Annotated in this window: 17 protein-coding genes; 3 read left to right on the forward strand and 14 right to left on the reverse strand. The window is 45.7% G+C overall.

Annotated features, from left to right (window positions below):
* Nucleotides 1–11: 11 nt before the first annotated feature.
* The gene (gene porW / locus VQ048_RS02310; RefSeq protein ID WP_327610063.1) at nucleotides 12–2,480 is read left to right on the forward strand and encodes a type IX secretion system periplasmic lipoprotein PorW/SprE; all 2,469 of its coding nucleotides are present in this window, start codon (nucleotides 12–14) and stop codon (nucleotides 2,478–2,480) included.
* A gap of 58 nt (nucleotides 2,481–2,538) precedes the next feature.
* On the opposite strand, the gene VQ048_RS02315 is transcribed toward porW, so the two are convergent.
* The 5 genes from VQ048_RS02315 to VQ048_RS02335 form a co-directional block, all read right to left on the reverse strand.
* Complete coding sequence (locus VQ048_RS02315) at nucleotides 2,539–3,009, reverse strand: DUF6702 family protein (RefSeq protein WP_327610064.1); 471 nt, start codon at nucleotides 3,007–3,009, stop codon at nucleotides 2,539–2,541.
* A gap of 68 nt (nucleotides 3,010–3,077) precedes the next feature.
* Nucleotides 3,078–3,836: an LOG family protein gene (locus VQ048_RS02320; RefSeq protein WP_327610065.1), complete on the reverse strand. Its 759-nt coding sequence runs from the start codon at nucleotides 3,834–3,836 to the stop codon at nucleotides 3,078–3,080.
* Nucleotides 3,837–3,850: 14 nt separating this feature from the next.
* On the reverse strand, nucleotides 3,851–4,564 hold the full coding sequence (locus VQ048_RS02325; protein ID WP_327610066.1) for a nucleotidyltransferase family protein: 714 nt from the start codon (nucleotides 4,562–4,564) through the stop codon (nucleotides 3,851–3,853).
* Nucleotides 4,565–4,579: 15 nt separating this feature from the next.
* A complete protein-coding gene (locus VQ048_RS02330; protein ID WP_327610067.1) occupies nucleotides 4,580–5,002 on the reverse strand; it encodes a RapZ C-terminal domain-containing protein in 423 nt (140 codons plus the stop codon).
* Nucleotides 5,003–5,014: 12 nt separating this feature from the next.
* A complete protein-coding gene (locus VQ048_RS02335) occupies nucleotides 5,015–6,049 on the reverse strand; it encodes an aminoglycoside phosphotransferase family protein (RefSeq protein ID WP_327610068.1) in 1,035 nt (344 codons plus the stop codon).
* Between the two features lie 40 nt (nucleotides 6,050–6,089).
* On the opposite strand from VQ048_RS02335, the gene xrtF reads away from it, so the two are divergent.
* Both xrtF and VQ048_RS02345 read left to right on the forward strand, forming a co-directional pair.
* Nucleotides 6,090–6,626, forward strand: a complete 537-nt coding sequence (gene xrtF, locus VQ048_RS02340; protein ID WP_327610069.1) for an exosortase family protein XrtF — start codon at nucleotides 6,090–6,092, stop codon at nucleotides 6,624–6,626.
* Entirely contained in the window at nucleotides 6,610–7,050 is a 441-nt protein-coding gene (locus VQ048_RS02345; RefSeq protein WP_327610070.1) for an exosortase F system-associated membrane protein, read from the forward strand. Before xrtF ends, VQ048_RS02345 begins: the two co-directional genes overlap by 17 nt.
* Here the strand turns inward: VQ048_RS02345 and VQ048_RS02350 are convergent.
* From VQ048_RS02350 to VQ048_RS02390, 9 genes are all read right to left on the reverse strand, one after another.
* Nucleotides 7,047–8,048 carry a cation diffusion facilitator family transporter gene (locus tag VQ048_RS02350; RefSeq protein WP_327610071.1) on the reverse strand — a complete coding sequence of 334 codons (1,002 nt, stop codon included), beginning with the start codon at nucleotides 8,046–8,048 and terminating at the stop codon, nucleotides 7,047–7,049. The two genes, VQ048_RS02345 and VQ048_RS02350, sit on opposite strands and share 4 nt — an antisense overlap.
* A 62-nt stretch (nucleotides 8,049–8,110) precedes the next feature.
* Nucleotides 8,111–9,118 (reverse strand): aspartate-semialdehyde dehydrogenase, encoded by a 1,008-nt coding sequence (locus VQ048_RS02355; RefSeq protein WP_327610072.1) that lies wholly within the window; start codon nucleotides 9,116–9,118, stop codon nucleotides 8,111–8,113.
* 23 nt (nucleotides 9,119–9,141) lie between these two features.
* Nucleotides 9,142–9,588 carry a hypothetical protein gene (locus VQ048_RS02360; RefSeq protein ID WP_327610073.1) on the reverse strand — a complete coding sequence of 149 codons (447 nt, stop codon included), beginning with the start codon at nucleotides 9,586–9,588 and terminating at the stop codon, nucleotides 9,142–9,144.
* A gap of 86 nt (nucleotides 9,589–9,674) precedes the next feature.
* Nucleotides 9,675–12,986 (reverse strand): TonB-dependent receptor, encoded by a 3,312-nt coding sequence (locus VQ048_RS02365; RefSeq protein WP_327610074.1) that lies wholly within the window; start codon nucleotides 12,984–12,986, stop codon nucleotides 9,675–9,677.
* Nucleotides 12,987–13,207: 221 nt separating this feature from the next.
* The gene (gene nadC / locus VQ048_RS02370) at nucleotides 13,208–14,068 is read right to left on the reverse strand and encodes a carboxylating nicotinate-nucleotide diphosphorylase (protein WP_327610075.1); all 861 of its coding nucleotides are present in this window, start codon (nucleotides 14,066–14,068) and stop codon (nucleotides 13,208–13,210) included.
* A gap of 164 nt (nucleotides 14,069–14,232) precedes the next feature.
* On the reverse strand, nucleotides 14,233–14,709 hold the full coding sequence (gene rnhA / locus VQ048_RS02375) for a ribonuclease HI (RefSeq protein WP_327610076.1): 477 nt from the start codon (nucleotides 14,707–14,709) through the stop codon (nucleotides 14,233–14,235).
* Nucleotides 14,710–14,724: 15 nt separating this feature from the next.
* Nucleotides 14,725–16,320 carry a replicative DNA helicase gene (dnaB, locus tag VQ048_RS02380; protein ID WP_327610077.1) on the reverse strand — a complete coding sequence of 532 codons (1,596 nt, stop codon included), beginning with the start codon at nucleotides 16,318–16,320 and terminating at the stop codon, nucleotides 14,725–14,727.
* A gap of 130 nt (nucleotides 16,321–16,450) precedes the next feature.
* Nucleotides 16,451–17,686: an MFS transporter gene (locus tag VQ048_RS02385; protein WP_327610078.1), complete on the reverse strand. Its 1,236-nt coding sequence runs from the start codon at nucleotides 17,684–17,686 to the stop codon at nucleotides 16,451–16,453.
* A 21-nt stretch (nucleotides 17,687–17,707) separates the two neighbouring features.
* Nucleotides 17,708–19,207, reverse strand: a complete 1,500-nt coding sequence (locus VQ048_RS02390; RefSeq protein ID WP_327610079.1) for a GH3 auxin-responsive promoter family protein — start codon at nucleotides 19,205–19,207, stop codon at nucleotides 17,708–17,710.
* Nucleotides 19,208–19,238 lie beyond the last annotated feature (31 nt).

Here is a 19,238-nt window from a genome sequence, read left to right on the forward strand (position 1 = left end):
ATGAATTTACGATGAAGAAAACGTTGTTTTGGGCTTTTGGCGTGTTGATTTTTGCCGTGGCCTGCAAATCTAGAAATCCTGAGAAAAGAAGCGGAGCTTCGGCTGGTTTTTTTGCTTACTATAATACGCTTTTTAACAGTAAGGAGGCGTTGCATGCCGAATTGCAAAACCGCAAGGCTTCGCATAAGGACGATTTTTATGCGCCGTACATTCCGCTCATGCAATTTGAGCAGGAGCCTTTAGGGGGCGAAATTTCCCGTTCTTCGGCTTTTGCGGAAAGCGGAGGTGGCTTTTTTTCTTCTGTTGGCGGTTCGCGTCAGGGGACGCGTGGAGCGTCTTCTTTGCAAATTGCGGAAAATAAGGCCCTGAAGGCGATCTCGAAATATTCGGTTCAGAAATCGGGGGAAGAGAAGAATAAAAGAATGTTTGAGGCGCATCTTCTTTTGGCACAATCCCGACTTTATCAGGGGCGTGCTTTGGAGGCACTGGATGCGTTGGGGTATATTTTTCTTCATATGAAGAAGGATAAGCGGGTGGCATTGGCTAGAATTTATCAGGCTTACGCTTATGCCAAATTGGGCGATTTTCATCAGGCGGAAGGAATTTTCTCCGACCTGAATAATGCGCCTCTTCCGAAGGCTTATGCGAGGCTTCACTCGGTTTATTTTTCGGAAGCTTTATTGGCTTCGGGAAAAAAGGAAGCGGCGGTGGAGCAGTTGAGTCAGGCGTTCACTTTAAATAAAAACAGAGAACTCCGGAGTCGGATTGCATTTTTGCGGGGGCAGATTTTGGCAAATTTGGGTCGGGGAGAAGAGGCGAGGGAGAGTTTTGTAACGGCTTATAAATATGCCAACGATTTTGAGTTTGAAGTTAAGGCTCAGTTGGCGGCGGGCGATACGTTTGAAGGAAACGAGGCGGACTACGATGCAGCGAAGAAATACATGGAGGGGATTGCCAAAAAAGGGACGTATGCCAGCCGTAAAAACGAATTTTACTATGCTTTGGGGCGTATGGCGGCGAAAGCTGGTAGGCCGGAGGAAGCGAAGGTTTATTTTGACCAAGCCAAGCGTTTGAAGATGTCGGATCCTCAAGTTCGGGGGCTTACGTACTACGAAATTGGGAAGTACCATGCGGATAGAAAGGATTACATTTCTGCGGGGGCTTATTACGATTCGGCTTTGGCGGTAATGACTTATGCTCCGATGAAGGAGGATTTGACGCTTCTTGCCAAAAACATCAAAAAACTCTCTTCCAATTATTATCTCGTCCGGAAGAATGACAGCATCCTTGCTCTTACCCGAATGTCCGAGCCTCAGCGGGTGGCTTATTTTACCCAGTATATTGATAAATTGAAGGCTAAAGAGGCTAAGGAGGAAGCGGAAAAGAAGAAAAAAGAACGCACCGAGGGGTTTGATACGGGCGATTATAATGCCAATTCGATTTTTGCGAATAATACTGGAAGCGTGTTTCAGGATTTTACGGCGGGTACGGGAAATAAGAGTACGTTTTATTTTGCCAACCAAAACACGGTAAGTAAGGGGCAGGCCGACTTCAAGCGGCTTTGGGGGAATCGTTCGTTGGTAGACAACTGGCGGGTTTCTACCCGTTCGGCATCGTTGGATGACGTCAAAAAAGAGGCTTTGGGGTTGGATGCGGTTCAGAATCCCCGTCGTTTTGAGCCTTCGTTTTACATTGAAAAAATTCCTACGGATGCCGAGGTTATTTCGGCTTTGAAAAAAGAGCGGGATACGGCTTCTTTAGGGCTAGGAAGGATGTATGAACAGTATTTTTCGGATACGAAACTAGCTACGAAAACCCTTTACGATTTGGTGGATAACCGTCCGGAGGATGAAGTGAAACTTCAGGCATTGTATCAGATTTTTTCCATGAATTACGAAAAATCGCCGTCGGATGCGGAAAAAGCTAAGGCTTTAATCCTGAGCGAGTTTCCGTACACGCCGTACGCCGAGTTTGTTAAAAATCCTAAGCAGTCGGGATTTTCTTCTTTCGATCCTCGGGCCGAGGAGCGTTATCAGGAGGCTTTTCGTCTTTATTCGGAAGAGAACTACGAAGAGTCTAAGGCGGTGGTGGCTAAGGCTTTGGAAGATTTTTCCCAGGATGCTTTGGTGCCGAAGTTTTATCTTCTCAATGCTTTTAATGCGGGAAAAACGGCGGGCAAGGAGATTATGATTTTGCAATTGCAACAGATTGCACTGAACTATCCCAAGACGCCGGAAGGGGTAAAAGCCACGGAAATTTTGCGTTATATGAAAAGCGATTTGGATGAGGTTTCCGACGGTGGAAAAACGACTTTGAAACAACCTGAGAAAAAGGTGGAAACACCGACAGAAACCAAAATATTGGGGCAGTCTCTATTTCCTGGAGATACGCCGATGACCGAGGAGGAAATACGCCAGGCAGAGGAAGAATTTGAAAAAGCAAATAAACGGCCTAGGCCTCAGTCCGTCCCTGTCCGATAGAAATAAAAAAAGGCTGTACACAAAGTGTACAGCTTTTTTATTTATGCCATGTCGTCATCTAAAAGCTGACTTCGTTGACCTCTCTTCCCCGAACGAAATTCATGGTTTGTTGTCGCCCTTTGTAGGCGACATTTACCACGTTGAATTGGCGGGGGTAAGTATCGAGTAGTATGGTATTGCGTATTTTAAGCGTGTTGATTTCTTCTACTCCGCCGGTCTCGAAATAGACCCATACGCTTTCCCCGTTAACTTGGCTTCCCGTGAAGGTTAATGTTTTTGGGGCGCCATTTACAAAAACGTCAAAATTTTTGTTGACATACTTTTTGACCTCGGCTTCAAAACCGGCGGTATTGCGGTCGATTTTTATCGCATCCGAGATGTGCCCGGTGTTCATTTTGGTGGTGAATTTTAACGTTTTATTTCCGCTAACGTAGTCCACTTTGGTCATGGACGAGAAAAAATCCGCCACGGTAAAACTCATCACCGAGAGAACCATTAGCAAGGGAAGTATGTAGATTAATTTTTTCATTTTTTGGGCTTTTGTAATTTAGATGGCTGCCAACAACCGTCCCGATAAAAGGTCAAATAATATGCCAATTAGAAATTGACGTTAATGGAGTACTTGTCGTAAAATGCTTTGATATGTGCTGCGGCTTCTTCTGCAGTATCCACCACGCGGAAGAGGTTGAGGTCCTCTTCTGCAATCATGCCTTTTTTCACCAATGTCGATTTGAACCAGTCCAAAAGCCCTTCCCAAAACTCAGAGCCAACCAGTATGATTGGAAATTTTGCGATTTTATACGTTTGGATTAGCGTAAGGGCTTCGGAGAGTTCGTCCAAGGTGCCAAAGCCTCCGGGCATGACGATGAAGCCTTGAGAATACTTGACGAACATCACTTTTCTTACAAAGAAGTAGTTGAAGTCCATCGAGTAGTTTTTGTCGATGTACGGGTTAAAGTGCTGTTCGAAAGGAAGTTCGATATTCAGTCCGATGGATTTCCCTCCGGCTTTTCTTGCGCCCTTGTTCCCTGCCTCCATGATGCCGGGGCCTCCTCCGGTAATGATTCCGAAACCTAATTGTGTAATTCTTTCGGCAATATCCACGGCCATTTGGTAGTAAGGGTCGTCTTCTTTTAGCCTGGCCGAACCAAAAATGGAAACGCAAGGCCCTATTTTGGCAAGTTTTTCGTAACCGTCGACAAACTCGGACATGATTTTAAAAATCATCCAACTGTCTTTGGTGATGGTTTCGTCCCATGTTTTTTCCTGAAAATGACTTTGCACCCTTTGGTCTATTTCGTTTTCGTTTCCTGCGATTTTTTTGGTTAGTCCTTTACTTCTTTTTATCTTGCTCATTGTTTTAGATTTTTTTAGTTGAAATATTTTTCGGCTTCCAGTACCGATTCGGGGCGTCCGACGTCAATCAGTCGCGATTGGTGGAGAAAACCTCGGATTTTCTCTTCCGCCATCAAATCCAGATATTCGTCCATAATGGAAAACACGCCGGTTCTTTTTATTTTTTGGAAAATGGCCGGGCTGATGCAGTGAATTCCACTGAAGGAAAATAAGGAATAGTCTTTTTCCTCCGACGCCAAACGTTTTTCTCCCGTTTGGAGGTTGGTCCATCCTTTCAAACGCATGGTCTCATCAAAGAGCAGCTTTCTCGAGCTGGAACGATCCGATACCGCCAAGGTCGCCAAAGGTTTATGTTTTTGGTGTTCTTTTACCAACAGGTTAAGGTCAAGGTCGGTAAGGATATCGGCGTTCATAATGAGGAAGTCTTCGCCATGATCCAAAAAAGACCTTGCAAAAACCAAGCCGCCACCGGTTTCCAGCAGTTGGTTTCGCTCGTCGGATATTTCGATGCGGCATTGAAAATGGTCTTTCTGCTTAAGAAAATCTATGATTTGTTCTCCGAAATGGTGGATGTTGATGACAAAATCCGTAATGCCGAAGGATTTCAGATACCGAAGGTTTCGTTCCAATAACGCAACCCCGTTGACTGGAGCCAGAGCTTTGGGATGCCGATCGGTAAACGGTTTGAGGCGGGTGCCTTTGCCTGCGGCGAAAATAAGGGCTTTCATGGCAGTCGGTTGGTTTTAGGACGGATTAGAAACGTTGAGTTGAGGCTGTTCGTCATGGTGAATGGTTACGAGGGTTTGAGGATAGTTCTCCCGTATGAAGGCTCCTATTTTTTCCGCAGAATAAACCGAGCGGTGTTGTCCGCCGGTACAGCCGAAATTGATCTGAAGGTTTTCAAATCCCCGACTCAAATAATCTTCGATAGTGATGCTAATGAGTTTTTTAAGATGTTCTAAAAATTCGGGCATCCGGGTTTGGGTCTCCAAAAACGCCTGCACGCTGGCGTCTTTTCCGGTTAGGGTTTTGTAGGGTTCTAAACGTCCGGGGTTCAGAATGCCCCGACAGTCGAAGGCGTAGCCGCCGCCGTTACCCGAAGGATCTTTTGGGATTCCCCCTTTTTTATAAGAAAAACTATGGATGTCGATATGCAATGTAGGCATTGTGTCTGTATTTTATTGAAAGTGAATGATTTTTTCTATTTTTTGTGCTACGGCAGGCGTTTTTAAAGTCGCGATAAGATTTTGGAGTTCCGGGAAGGCACTAAGGTTTTTCCATTCGGTGGCGGTTTCTTCCAAGTTTTTTAATCCTTGAGCGATACTGGCCGTAAAATGCGTCTTTCTTTGTACAAGCCCTCGAAAGCCGTAAGCGCCTAATACCTGAAGATTTCGGATCAGTCGGACGGCTCCTACCGATTCGTAGAGAAAGGCTCTTTTTTGAGAGTCGGGATGCAAATTCACGTAGAAATCAATCATGGCTTTACGAAAGTCTTCCGGAAAGTTGGCTTTGGCCTGATAAAGAAAAGAAACCACATCGTACATGGCAGGCCCCTGCATGGCCGATTGGTAATCGATAAACGAAAGGCGGGCATTAGGGTCGATTAGGATGTTTCGGGATTGAAAGTCCCTAATCATCAGCGTTTGAGGTTTTAACCCTTCGATGTGTTGTGCTAGAGTTTCAAACTCTTTCAGCAAGGTGGTTTTGTGGTAAGGAAGCTCCAAAACGTCCACAAACATAAATTTAAAATAATTCAAATCGTGGAGAATGGGAATCCGGTCGTAGCGTTCGTACTCGAAAGTCTGGGCGTAATCAACCTTGCCCTCGGTCGTTTGCTGAAAAATATAAAGTTTTTCCAAAACTTCCTTTACGAGCATTTTTGTTTCCGGGGTCAGTCCTTTTTCCGAGAGGTATTCGGAGAGGGTTTGAGACCCTAAAAACGATTGAATGTAAAGCGTCTGATCGTCGGAAACCGCTAGAATACTCGGCGTATTAAGGCCTAATTTTTCAAAAAGATTGGAAAAATAAATAAAACTTCGGTTCTCTCGTAAATTTTCATTAAAGGTAACGACATAGTTTTTGCCGTCAAGAGAGGCAATATAGTTCACCCTTGAAGACCCGCTTTGAGGCAAAGCCGAAAAACACTCGGCCGAACGGCCAAAATGACGGTTGAAAAATGAAGAAGCTCGTTCCAAAATAATCGTGCAAAGCACAAATATAATAAAATGAGATCGAATTTCATATCTTTGTCTTATGCTTGAGGATTTTAAACCCGTTTTGTGGATTTTGCTCCGCTTTCTTTTAATCTACCTGATTTTATTGGGAGGGTATCAGTATTACCTTCATTTTTTTGAAGGAACGGGTTTGGATCCTTTTTCCACGTGGGTGGGCGAGCAAGTGGTAAAGCTGCAGTCTTGGTTGGGGTATCCTTCTTGGTTTGTGCCTTCTCGGAAATACGACGCCACCTATTTTTATGTATCGGGAGACTATCGGACGATGATGGTGGAAGGGTGCAATAGTGTTTCCATCATGATTTTATTTTTGGCTTTCGTTTTTGCTTTTTACAAGGGATTGAAGACGTTTGCTTTTACGGGTATAGGGCTTTTGATGCTTCACGGCATGAACGTACTGCGCATAGCGGGACTAAATATTTTGATGGTGGAGCGGCCCGAATACACGAAAATGGGGCACGATTATTTGTTTCCTGCGGTCATTTACGGAACGGTAGTGGTTTTGTGGCTGGTATGGGTTAAATTTTTTGCTTTGAAATCGAATGAAACGCGTCGTTAATGGGCTGATGGTATTGGTCGGAATTTCGGGCCTTATCTTGGTGAGGGTCATGGAGGATCGTCTTTTTTATGATCCTTTTTTGGAATATTTTCATTCTTCCGCCAGTTCGGAGGCTTTCCCTTCGGTGGATTGGCTAAGGCTTATTGTGGGGCATTTTTTTCGTTTTTTTCTTAATCTTTTCTTCTCGCTGATTGTCATTCATTTCATGTTTGGAAATCCACGGTGGACGAAGCAAGCGGCTTTGCTGTTAGGCATTGTATTTGGGGTTACGTTTCCATTGTATTTGTATTGTGTTGGTTCGCAATTTGCGGTGGGGCAGCTTTTTTCCTTTTATGTGAGGCGTTTTGTCATCCAGCCGCTTTTTTTGCTTCTTCTTGTGCCGATGTTTTATTACCGCCGGGAGCTTGAAAAAAAGAAAGGCTAGCCTTCTTTTCGGTGTTTATCGGGTTGGGTAATGTTTTGGACGTTCCAAGGAATGTTTTGGACAAATTCTTTTTTTCGGACGGGGCAATCGGCATTTTTGCATATTTCGCAAGAGAAGGGTTTGCAGTCGTCCATATGAAAATTAAACTCCACCTGACGATCGGTATTTTGGGCGATTAACTTAATCATTTCGGTCATTTCTTCGTGGGCAGCTCTTAGTTCGAGATAGTAGGGCAGGGTGATGTGTCCGTCGATGTGGAGTTTACTGCCGTGCTGTTGTATTCTTACATTGTGAACATCCACCCAGGTGGCCTTTCGGTGTTGGGAAAGCGTATCGGCTAGACGTTTTATCAATTCTGTATCGGTTTCGTCCATAATGCCGCCTAGCGATTTTCTGATGATGCGGTAGCCTACGATAATGATGTAGCCGCCGAAAAGAAGAGCAAATAAGGCATCCAGCCAGTTTATTTGGGTGAAATAGACCAAAATCAAACTTCCGACGACTCCGATGGTGGTCATGGTGTCGCTTTGGAGGTGTTTTCCTGAAGAAACGAGTACGGCGGAGTTTTCTTTTTTTCCTTTTTTAATGGAAAGATAGCCGAGGAAGTAGTTGATTAGAGCTGTAAAGGCAATAATGAAGATGCCGTGATCCAGTTGTTTTAGGGCATTGCCTTGGAACATGGAATCTGCGGACTCGATGATGATCATAAGTCCGGCAAAAATGATAAGGGCTCCTTCGATTCCGGAAGTGATGAACTCTATTTTTCCGTGGCCGTAAGGGTGATCGTGATCTTTGGGTTTAGCCGCCAAATGTAAGGAATATAACCCCATGAATGCGGCAATAATATTGACGATGCTTTCCATGGCGTCGGAAAAAACAGCGTCGGAATTGGTGATTTGCCAAGCGAGGAGTTTACCAGCGAAAAGGATAAGACTGATAAAGGCTACGATTCTTTGGAAACGGAAATTTACCGTGCCGGAAGGGATTTGGGACTTCAAGGGGATGAATGTTTTTGTTTGATGAGGCTAACAAAAAAATCCCGCTTTGAGCGGGATTGGAATTAGATGAATTTTTTCTCTACGAGGTACTCGGCAATTTGCACGGCGTTGGTGGCGGCCCCTTTTCTCAGGTTATCGGCCACAATCCAGCAGTTGAGTGCATGGGGTTGGGAAGGGTCTTTTCGAAGTCTTCCCACGAAGACTTCGTCTTTGCCTTCGGCGTATTTTGCCATAGGGTAGATATTTTGGGCAACATCGTCCTGAAGAGACACACCGCTGGTTTGGGAGAGGATGGATTTAACTTCATCCAAATCGAATTCGTTTTCGAATTCGATATTCACGCTTTCAGAATGGCCGCCTTGGACGGGAACTCTTACCGCTGTGGCTGTCAGCTGGAAGCTGTCGTCTCCCATGATTTTTTTAGGCTCCCTCATTAGTTTTAATTCTTCCTTCGTGTATCCGCCTTCGTCAAATACGTCGCAATGCGGCAGTGCATTTTTGAAAATCTCGTAAGGGTAGACTTTGGCGACGGTGCAAGGGTTTCCATCGACGGAGGAGCGAATTTCATCGTTTAGCTGATCCACGGCGGCTTTGCCTGTGCCCGTTACGGATTGGTAGGTGGATACGATGACTCGCTTGATTTTGTATTTTTGATGAAGCGGGTTGAGCACCATTACCAACTGTATGGTCGAGCAATTAGGGTTGGCAATGATTTTGTCTTCCGCCGTCAATACATGGGCATTGATTTCCGGTACGACGAGTTTTTTACTCGGATCCATCCGCCATGCTGAAGAATTGTCAACGACAAAGGTTCCTACCTGCTCAAATTTTGGAGCCCATTCCAAGGAGGTGCTTCCTCCGGCAGAAAATAGAGCGAGATCCGGCCGTCGGTTTACGGCATCCTGCATGGAGACAATGGGGTAAGGTTTTCCTTTGTATTCCACTGTTTTTCCGACGGATTTTTCCGAGGCTACGGGAATGAGTTCCGTAACGGGGAAATTACGCTCTTCAAGTATTTTCAACATGATTTGGCCGACCATTCCGGTGGCTCCTACAACTGCAACTTTCATGTGGTAGTAATCAAGGGGTTAGTTTAGGCTCCGAAAAGTTTGGAAAACGGAAAAGCAAAGAGAAATAAAGCCACGGCAATAAGTCCCGGGATAACGATGCCGAAGTTCAGCTTTTCGTTGGATTTTACTTTTTTGTTGACGATGGTCATTAAAACGGCGGCCGCCAACATGGAGAAAGGATGCTCGATGTAGGAGAAACGTAATGCCGAATTTTTCATCAGCCCGCCCATTCCGAGTTGTTCGATACTATTTAAAAATCCGGAAGTACCGAAAAGCAGGACTATTCCCACCAAAAACTGAAGATGGAAGAAAATCATTGTGAAAAGTGTAACCTTTCGTAGTCCTTTATTGATTTTTCCGGAATAACCAAACATAGCCAGTAAAAGCATAAGAACAAAAACACCGACAAGGGTCAATTCGAGGTAAGCAAACCCTCGGTGAGCATTAAGCAAAATTTTAGCAAAATCCATTTCTGATTAAGTTTTTTGAAGCAACAAATATAAAAAAAATCCCGACATAAGCCGGGATTTTGGGTTAAAGGTTCGATTTCTTTGGGTTAGAAAGAATATCTGAAGCCTAACATGGCGGTCCAAGTCGTCGCAGTGGTGCTAACGGCTCTGTAAGGAGAGGTCGCCAGTTGGTTATTTACACGCAACATCGTAAACGAAGGATCGGCTGATACACCGCCTGAACGAGAGAGAATCGCAGCACCGTAAGAGCTTACGGTAGTATCCTGGATGCCCCACTTAGAGTTCAGCATGTTTCCGAAGTTTACTACGTCCAAAGTGATTTGAACTTTATCGCCTTTTTGAGCAAAGTTTTTGAACAAGTTTTGAGTAAGTCTTACGTCAAAACGATTCAACCAAGGTAATAGGAAGGCGTTTCTTGGTACGATTTGGCCTCTGTACTTTTCCAATCCGTTATTGGCGATGAAAGCATCGAATGCAGCCTGCTGATCGGCAGCCGAGAAAGTCACTTGCCCTCCGCTTCTAATATCCACGAACTTCACTGTTTCGCCTGCTTTAGGGATGTAAATCAGGTCGTTAGCGATTCCATCTCCATTGACGTCATTAGAATAGTAGTAAGAGAATCTTCCTTGATGAGCACCGGTATAATACATTCCGATGGTGGTTCCGGTTGCTTTAACCTCGTAAGAAACGTTGGCTACGACGCGGTGAGGCAAAGCAAAGTTGGAAATACTCAGGAACTGCTGGTTTGGCGAGTCCACCGTAGGGGAACCTCCCCAAGCCGATACGGCGCTGGATCCGGCATTAGCAGAAACTTCCTTCGCTTCGGAATAGGTATAGAATACCGATCCGGACAATCCGTTCCAAGGTCTTAGCGTGGCTCCAACGGTAGCGGAGAACGAATAACCTTTGGTCGGAGTGTTGGTCAGAACCATTGCGTTGTTAGCTCCGATTGCCGAATTATATTGGTATGAAGCCGTGTTAGGATAGAAAGTTCGGTCGGCATAGGTCATCCTTTCTGTAGACTCTTTGCGGTTGGCTCCGTATTGGAATACGGCATTGATGTCTCTGGTATAAAGGATGTCTGTGGTAAGGGTAATCGGGCTTTCAGGTATTCTGAAGTCGATACCGAAGTTGGAACGCCATACGGACGGCATTCTGAAGTTTCGATCCACCAAAGCGAAAGAAGAAGGCGTTCCACCTGCCGGGCTGGAGATGAAAGGCGTAACTTGGTTACCGTTAGCATCGGTGTAGTACACCGGATTTTTCACGTAGTGGTAAATATCGTTTGGTTGGAATGTAATCTGATTGATCCAAGGAGCAACCGCAGCGTAGTTTCCAGGTTCGATGGTATTCTGAAGAACACCGGCGTTGGTTGGCATATTGGTCAACCATACGAAAGGAACTCTTCCGGTGAATATACCGGTTCCTCCGCGGAACACCAAGGAGCGATCGCCCATAGCGTCATAATTAAAGCCGAATCGAGGAGAAAGCATGACTCTGGATTTCGGCCATTCTCCCGAGGAGTAATGGGTTGGTTTTCCGTTGATGTCAAGCAATTCCAAATTGTCGATGGCAGGGTTGGCCGTAAGGGAATTGAGGTACATCGGAAGCTCTGCACGTAGTCCAAGCGTGAAGTTCAGCTTTTCGGATACCGTGAAGCGATCTTGAATGTAGGCCGAACCTAAACCGAAATTAATTCTAGAGTAAGTATCTTGCCCTGCATAAGGGTAAGTCAAACCGAACATGATCGGAGCCACTTCGTTAGCCGTTCCCGTTGTTAGGAAGTCGGCTACGGATGCATAACGGTAGTACCCGGTTCCCATACGGGTGAAAGAGTTTCCGAACTTTTGAAGTTCAAAAGCAACCCCTCCGGTTAAAGTGTGGCGACCTACGTTATAGGTCAGGTTATTGATGAAGGAGTAGTTGTTGTTAACTACATCGTTAAGATAGGAGAAAAGCTCCGTACCGAATGAAATGTAGTTTCCTCCTGAAGCCGATCCGTCCCAAATGTCAACGAATGGGAATAGACGGTTGCTAGGAGAGGTTCTGGTATCCTGAATTTTGGAGTAAGTGAACAAGAACTTGTTTGAAAGCGAAGAATTGAACGTTGAGTTTAATTCTGCAGTAAGGGATTGTACCCTGTTTTGGAATGCAAAGTTTCCGTTTTCAAAAGTCATGGCATTTTCACTGACTCTTCCCCAAGAGGATCTTGGCGAAGGGCCGGAGGTTGCGTTGGCTACTGCCATGGATTGACCGTCTAAGATATTATACCTAACGGCAAGTTTGTGTTTATCGTTGATGTTCCAGTCGATTCTTGCAAGGAGTTTATCTCCTTTTTGAAAAGCTTCGTTGGCATAACCTTGGTATCTTCCCGGATCGTAGCCCCATTGATTGATGAGGTGGTTTCTTACGGCGATCAGGTCGGATTCTTTTACTCTGGAGATGTTGGCTGCCGTGTTGGAATTTCCGTCTTGAGAAGCTTTCCAAAGGTTTGATCCTGAAGCGTTTGCTCCGGTAGACTGCTCCCTTTCTGCACTGATGAAGAAGAAGAGTTTATTTTTTACGATAGGTCCTCCGAATGTAAGACCGTTGTTCATTTTGGCTCCGGTTACACGATCCAAACGATCTCCGTTGATTTTCCATCCGTTGAGTTCTTTTCCGTTGAAATAACCATAGAGAGAGCCGTGGAATTTATTGGTACCGGATTTGGTTACCGCATTGATTCCTGCTCCTGTGAAGCCCGATTGGGTTACATCAAACGGGGCGATGTTTACGGAAATTTCTTCGATGGCATCAAGGGATATTGGTTGGGCATTCCCTCCGGGAAGCGGGTTTCCGCTCAATCCAAAACCATTATTAAAGTTTGCTCCGTCAATTTGAAGATTGTTGAATCTTGCATCTCTTCCTGCAAAAGAGCTTCCGTTAGCCTGCGGTGTGAGACGCGTAAATTCGGAAATACTTCTGGAGGTTTGCGGGAGCTCCTGAATTTGTTTTAATCCCACATTGGTTCCTGCGCCGGTGCGGTTGATTTTTTTACCGCCGGTAATTACAACTTCCGTGATGCTGGCTGTTTTTTCTCCGAATACGGGGTTCAGCACGAAAGGCTGTCCTAGTTCCAAGTAAACATCTTCGTAGATTACGGGTTTTTCTCCCGCTTTGGATACTTCGATTTTGTAAGGACCACCCACACGCATGTTGCTAAGGGTGAAGCTGCCGCTGCTGTTGGCGGTGCTGCTGTAAACGGTACCGGAAGGAAGGTGTGTGGCACGGATGCTGGCTCCGGCGGAAATGCTTCCTGTCGATTGGGTTACGACCCCTTGCATACTACTCGTTGTTACCTGGGCATGGATTGGCATATAGCTGGCCAGGACAATTGCCGAGATTAATAGTTTTTTCATGAGAATGAATATAAATTACTAATTTTGGTTTTGTGCAAAAGTAACCTTAAAAATCGGAAGCAATATTAATAAATTGTTAACAATTTTTAACCGCAAGTTTTTTGGTTTTAAGTTTTTGTTTTTCAGTTTTTTGTGTTGTTTTTGTTGAGGGTTTTCTCTTTTTTTTTAGGCTGAAAACACCTCTTAATTAACAAAAAATTAACCTCAAACAATTCCCAAAATCACTCGATGGACTCCAGGTCAATAGCGATAGTTTTGGCGCATTGAGTGAGGCCTCCTGCGGAGATAAAGCCAACCCCTGTGGCGGCGAGGTCTTTCAATTGGTCTCGGGTGAGGTCGCCGGAGGCTTCGGTTTCGATTTTTCCGTTGATTAGGGTTACGGCTTTTTTTATGAAGGAGAGGTCTGTGTGGTTTAATGTTATTCGGTCTACTTTTGCTTTTAATGCTTCTTCGACTTCGGATAGATTTCGGGTTTTAACGCTGATTTTTAAATTCAGTTTGTTCTTTTTGAGATAATCTTTGGCTTTCTTTACGGCCTTGGTAAGGCTTCCATTGTGGTCGATGTGGAGGTCTTCCAGAACGATCATGTCGGAAAGTCCGTTGCGATGGTTGGTGCCTCCTCCTATGGCTACGGCCCATTTTTCGCAGACACGGAAGTTCGGTGTGGTTTTCCGCGTATCCAATAGGCGGGTTTTGGTACCCACCAGGCGGCTGTCCCATTCTTGGGTTAGGGTGGCGATGCCGCTCATGCGTTGCATGCAGTTGAGTACGAGGCGTTCGGCTTGCATGATGGATTGGGCTTTTCCCCTCACGATGAAGGCAATGTCTCCGGCTTTTGCGGTTTTGCCGTCGGGGATGAGGACATCCACTTTTATGGACGGATCCAATGTCTTGAAAATCATTTCGGCCAGTTCGATGCCGGCCACTACGCAATCCTCTTTGAGGAGGCATTGTTTTTTTTGAATCAAATTTTCTGGAATGGTGGCAAGTGTGGAATGGTCTCCTCCTTGAAGGTCTTCGTTTAGGGCGGAGAGGATGAATGTTTTTAGGGTTTCTTCGGTGAGGTAAGCGGGTTTTTTCATGAGGATTTGTTTTTGTGGACAAAGGAGGGTTTGTGATGAGGTTAGAGCCATCTACCGAACTTCGGACGCTCGGAAAGATGCTTCGACGAATGATAGACTTACCCTGGAATAAGCTCTACTTCACAAATTTAAAGAAAAAAAGGGATAAAAGCGTCGTGGGGAAATTAGAATAGCCCTTCCTTCTCCGGATTTTCAAAATAGTAATCTGTTGATAGATTGGGGGATTGGGCGGCTTTTACTGCCAGTTGGTCGCAGAATTCGTTTCCGGGATGTCCGGCGTGGCCTTTAATCCAGTGGATTTTAGGTTTGTGAAGCACGTAAAGGGGATAAAATCGCTTCCAAAGGTCGGGGTTTTTTACTTTTGCAAACCCTTTTTTAACCCAACCGAAGAGCCATTTTTGGTTAACGGCTTCCGAAACGTATTTGCTGTCCGTAAAGATATGAACGTCGTGCCCTTCGGATTTTAATTGCTCTAATGCGGTAATCACGGCCAAAAGCTCCATTCGGTTGTTGGTGGTTTTTCGGAAACCTTGGGCAAAAGCTTTTTGGTATTTTTTTTCGGGCACCCGCATAAGGATGCCGTACCCTCCTTTTCCGGGGTTTCCGCTGCAAGCGCCGTCTGTGTAGATTTCTACTTTCAAAATGGGAGAGGGAGATTAAAAAGGCATTTCTTCGTCTTCGTCAAAATCATTCATTGAGGATCCCGAGAGTCCCGAAAAGGATTCGTTGGGAAGATCGAAAGCAGAGCTCGGATCGATGGTTACTTTCAATCGGTCCAGTCCGCTGGGTTGATCCAATTGTCCGAAATTGGAAGGTTGGTAGCCGAAATTTTGTTGGGTGGCTTCCAGATCGGCGAAGCGCCCTAAATTTTTGATAAAAGCCAGTCGGACATCGGCGGTTGCTCCGTTTCTGTGCTTGGCAATAATGATTTCGGCTTGATTTTCCGTGCTGGTTTCTTCGCCTTCGGGATCGTTGTCCCACGTGTTTATTTTATAGTATTCGGGACGGAAGATAAAGGAGACGATGTCGGCATCTTGTTCGATGGCTCCGGATTCCCTCAAATCGGAGAGTTGGGGTCTTTTTCCCGGGCGGTTTTCCACGCTTCGCGAAAGCTGAGAGAGTGCAATGACGGGAACATTTAATTCTTTTGCAATGGCTTTCAGGGATCGGGAAATTGTGGAGATTTCTTGTTCTCTGTTTCCTCCGTTTTTTCCTCCGTTGTTGGCGGTCATCAGCTGGAGGTAATCCACCATGATGATTTTTACTCCGTGTTGCATAACCAAGCGGCGGCATTTGGCTCTAAAGTCGAAAACAGAAAGTGAGGGGGTTTCGTCAATATACAGAGGAGCGTTTTCCAGTTCCGAAACATTTGTAAATAGGCGTTGCCACTCTTCGTCAGACATTTGCCCTTTTCTCAGTTTGTCGGAGGTGATGCCGGTTTCCGAGGAAATCATCCTGGTAATAAGTTGGACGGAGGCCATCTCCAAAGAGAACAAGGCTAAAGGGACTTTGTGCTGTACGGCGATGTTTCTTGCCATGGAAAGCAGGAATGCGGTTTTACCCATCGCCGGTCTGGCGGCTATGATAATCAGGTCGGAATTTTGCCATCCGCCGGTTTCTTTATCCAAAAGCGTGAATCCGGACGGAACCCCCGAAAGGCCCTCTTTGTCCCGGAGGGACTTGATGGTTTCGATGGCTTGTTTTACGAGAGAGTTGGCGGTATCGAATCCTTTTTTGATGGTTCCGTTGGTAATTTCAAAAAACGATTGTTCGGCTTTATCCAGTAGTTCGAAGACGTCGGTGGATTCCTTGTAGGAACTGTCGATGACATTGGCCGAAACGTTGATGAGACTTCGGAGAATGTATTTTTCCAAAATAATGCGCACATGGTACTCGATGTGTGCGGAAGAGCTTACCCCGAGGGTGAGTTCAATGATGTATTGGTCGCCGCCGGCTAAGGAGAGTTTTCCTTCTTTCTTCAACTCCTGAATAACGGTCATCAAATCCACGGGATGGTTCCCTTCGTAGAGTTTGAGAATGGCTTCGAAAATGACTTGGTGCCGGGGGTCGTAAAAGATTTCCGGCTTCAGCAGGTCGATGGAGTAATCCAACCCTTTTTTGTCAATGAGGAAGGTTCCGATGACTAATTTTTCGAATTCTACGGCATTCGGGGGCATTTTGCCTTCCGAGATGGAAAGCTCTTTCGCGAAATTGCCGTGAGTGAGTGAAGATAAGGTTTCCTTCTGTGCCATGCGGCAAAGATAGTCGTTTTTAAAGATTGTGCCGGAGGTTTTAATTCACAAAAGGAATGGATGTGGTGGTAATCGATTGTGAATCAATTTGTTAGATGTTTTTGTTTTGTTGATAAAATCTCAGGAGGGATTAGTAGTTCATGTTTCTGAGTTTTGGGAATTTTTTGTTGACGAAAAGAGCAACCAGTAGGGTCATGGAACCGCCGAAAACCACGGAGCGAGTTACGCCCAAGAGTTTGGCGGCAAGTCCACTTTCGAACTGTCCTAATTCGTTGCTGGACATAATGAAAATGGAATTTACGCTTAAGACGCGCCCACGGATGTGTTCGGGGGTTTTCAGCTGAACCACGGTGCCTCGGATGACTACGGAAATGCCATCCAAGATGCCGCTGAGCAGCAAGAGGAAAAACGACAGCCAGTACCATTGGGAAAGTCCGAAGCCGATAATGCAGACTCCGAAGCCTGCTACGGAGGCAATCAGTATTTTGCCTTGATTTTTTTTCAGTGGGATAAAGCTCAGGGTGATGATAATCAGAATGGCGCCGATGTCGGAGGCAGCATTGAGCAGGCCGAATCTTTGAGCCCCGACATGGAGGATGTCTTTGGCGAAAACAGGAATCATGGCAACGGCACCTCCAAACAGCACGGCGAACATATCGAGGAGTAGGGCTCCGAGAATTTCACGGGTTTTGAGGATGTAGTCGATGCCTTCTTTCATACTTTCCGTTATCTTCAGAGGTTTGGTTTGGTTTTCGGAAGGGTGGGACTGGATCTGCCAAAAGAAGATTGAGGCCAAAAGCATCAGGCTTACGATAATGGTTAAGGTGCCCGAAATGCCGAACCAATGGATGAAAAAACCTCCTAAGGCATGGCCGGAGACCGAGGCACTTAGGAAAGTAGCCTGATTGACGGTGATGGCTGCGGGAAGATTGGCTCTTCCTACAATTTTGGGAATCATGGAAGGAGCTAAAGGTCCCAAAAAAGCACGGCACAAACCCGTGAAGAACACCGTTGCGTAGATGAAATAGGTGATTTGCTTATTGCTAAAATGGTGGAGGTCTTTTTCGTAAAAGGCCAAAAGGGTTAAAAATCCGATGAGTCCGACGTAGGCGTAGTTCATTGTTAACAACAGACGTTTTTTTTCGGTGTTGTCGATGACGTGCCCGGCATAAAGTGCGGAGCTTACGGCTGGGATAACTTCGGAGAGACCGATAAGTCCTATTGCGAAAGGTTCTTTGGTAAGGTCGTAAACCCACCATCCCAAAAGCGTGGCCAGCATCCTGAAGGAAAGAACAAGGAAAAAACGTCCCGTGATGAGGTTTCGGAATTCGGGGATTTTTAAAGTAAAAATGGGATTTTTGGCCATATGGTGGGCAGGGCGTATTTTTTAGTATTTTGATTTTTCCAATATTTCGGCAATTTTCCTATCGTTGGCCAGTCGGGGGATTTTGTTTTGGCCGCCCAGTTTGCCGACCGATTTGGCGTAATCTTGGAACGCATTTTTTTTCAGTCGGGTGATGACAAGCGGTTGGAGGATGTTGCCCGAGATCAAATCGTTGTAGTAAGGGTTTAATTGCCTCATTTCTTCGTCCAAATGTTTTCTGAAGCCTTCGATGTTTTCGGGTTCTTTCTCGAATTCGATGAACCATTCGTGATAGGGCAGACCTTCTTCGGGGGTGACTTGGGGTGCGAGGTGAAACTCCGTGATTTGGGTGGGGTATTTTTCCACGGCGGACTTTATGGCCTCTTCAACTTCAAAGGCGATAACGTGTTCTCCGAAAGCCGACGTGAAGTGTTTGGTTCGGCCGGAAACCAACACGCGGTAAGGGGCTTTGGAAATGAAACGCACCACATCCCCGATGGAGTAGGCCCAAAGTCCGGAATCGGTGGTGAGTATCATGGCGTAATCTTTGTGAAGTTCGATGTCTTTCAATGTTAATCGCACGGCTTCCGGTTTGCCATAAAGTTCCAAAGGGATAAATTCGTAGAAGATGCCGTGGTTGGTTAATAGTAAGAGCCCTTCCTGGGTGTAATCGTCTTGGAAAGCAAAAAAGCCTTCGCTGGCGGGGAAGGTTTGGAGGGTATCGACGGGCTTCCCTAAGAGTTCGTTCATCTTTTCGCGGTAGGGTTCGTAGTTGACCCCGCCGGTAATGATGAGCTGCAGGTTGGGAAAGAGTTCGGTGATTTTCTTTCCGTGGCGTTCTTTCAGTTTTTCAAAATACATGATCAGCCAGGGCGGGATGCCAGAGATCAGCGTCATGTTTTGGGTTTCGGTTTCTTTAACAATGGCATCCACTTTGGTCTCCCAATCTTCGATGGTATTGGTTCCCCAAGAAGGGAGTCGGTTTTTTTGGAGGTAAGCCGGAATGTGGTGGGCGACGATGCCGGAGAGTCGTCCGGTCTTTATGCCATAGAGGTCTTCCAGCTCGGGGCTGCCTTGCAGGAAAATCATTTTTCCGTTGACGAAGTCGGCGTTGCTTTTTTGGGCGATGTAATGGAATAGGGCACTTTGCGCGGCTTTGACTTGGTGGTCCATGCCTGACTTGGTCAGCGGGATGTATTTGGTTCCGGAGGTGGTTCCCGATGTTTTGGCGAAATAATGGGGTTGTCCTGGCCACAGAATGCTGGCTTGTCCTTTTTTTATTTTTTCGATATAGTTTTTGAGTCCTTCGTAATCTCTTACGGGGACGTTTTTTTGGTAATCTTTGACCGAGTGGATTTCTTGGAAAAGGTGTTCTCTTCCAAAAAGGGTTTTTTCGGCGTGCCGCACCATGGAGAGAAGGAGTTGTTGTTGGTCTTCTACGGCATTGTTTTTATAGGTGTCGCATTGTTTTACGTGGCGTTTGGCCCAAAGTTTTGCGATGTTTTTTTTCAGGAACTTTATCATGGGGCAAATTTAAACTTTTTGGTAAAGACGG

The sequence above is a fragment of the Bergeyella anatis genome (genome assembly GCF_036016955.1).
Lineage (GTDB): Bacteria > Bacteroidota > Bacteroidia > Flavobacteriales > Weeksellaceae > JAYWXI01.

What these genes read in the sequence shown, in the direction of transcription:
- VQ048_RS02325 (WP_327610066.1), bottom strand. Translation starts at nt 4,564, where the DNA reads ATGAAAGCCCTTATTTTCGCCGCAGGCAAAGGCACCCGCCTCAAACCG.
- nadC (WP_327610075.1), bottom strand. Translation starts at nt 14,068, where the DNA reads ATGAAAAAACCCGCTTACCTCACCGAAGAAACCCTAAAAACATTCATC.
- VQ048_RS02315 (WP_327610064.1), bottom strand. Translation starts at nt 3,009, where the DNA reads ATGAAAAAATTAATCTACATACTTCCCTTGCTAATGGTTCTCTCGGTG.
- dnaB (WP_327610077.1), bottom strand. Translation starts at nt 16,320, where the DNA reads ATGGCACAGAAGGAAACCTTATCTTCACTCACTCACGGCAATTTCGCG.
- VQ048_RS02330 (WP_327610067.1), bottom strand. Translation starts at nt 5,002, where the DNA reads ATGCCTACATTGCATATCGACATCCATAGTTTTTCTTATAAAAAAGGG.
- VQ048_RS02345 (WP_327610070.1), top strand. Translation starts at nt 6,610, where the DNA reads ATGAAACGCGTCGTTAATGGGCTGATGGTATTGGTCGGAATTTCGGGC.
- VQ048_RS02320 (WP_327610065.1), bottom strand. Translation starts at nt 3,836, where the DNA reads ATGAGCAAGATAAAAAGAAGTAAAGGACTAACCAAAAAAATCGCAGGA.
- VQ048_RS02385 (WP_327610078.1), bottom strand. Translation starts at nt 17,686, where the DNA reads ATGGCCAAAAATCCCATTTTTACTTTAAAAATCCCCGAATTCCGAAAC.
- VQ048_RS02365 (WP_327610074.1), bottom strand. Translation starts at nt 12,986, where the DNA reads ATGAAAAAACTATTAATCTCGGCAATTGTCCTGGCCAGCTATATGCCA.
- VQ048_RS02360 (WP_327610073.1), bottom strand. Translation starts at nt 9,588, where the DNA reads ATGGATTTTGCTAAAATTTTGCTTAATGCTCACCGAGGGTTTGCTTAC.
- VQ048_RS02355 (WP_327610072.1), bottom strand. Translation starts at nt 9,118, where the DNA reads ATGAAAGTTGCAGTTGTAGGAGCCACCGGAATGGTCGGCCAAATCATG.
- xrtF (WP_327610069.1), top strand. Translation starts at nt 6,090, where the DNA reads ATGCTTGAGGATTTTAAACCCGTTTTGTGGATTTTGCTCCGCTTTCTT.
- VQ048_RS02390 (WP_327610079.1), bottom strand. Translation starts at nt 19,207, where the DNA reads ATGATAAAGTTCCTGAAAAAAAACATCGCAAAACTTTGGGCCAAACGC.
- porW (WP_327610063.1), top strand. Translation starts at nt 12, where the DNA reads ATGAAGAAAACGTTGTTTTGGGCTTTTGGCGTGTTGATTTTTGCCGTG.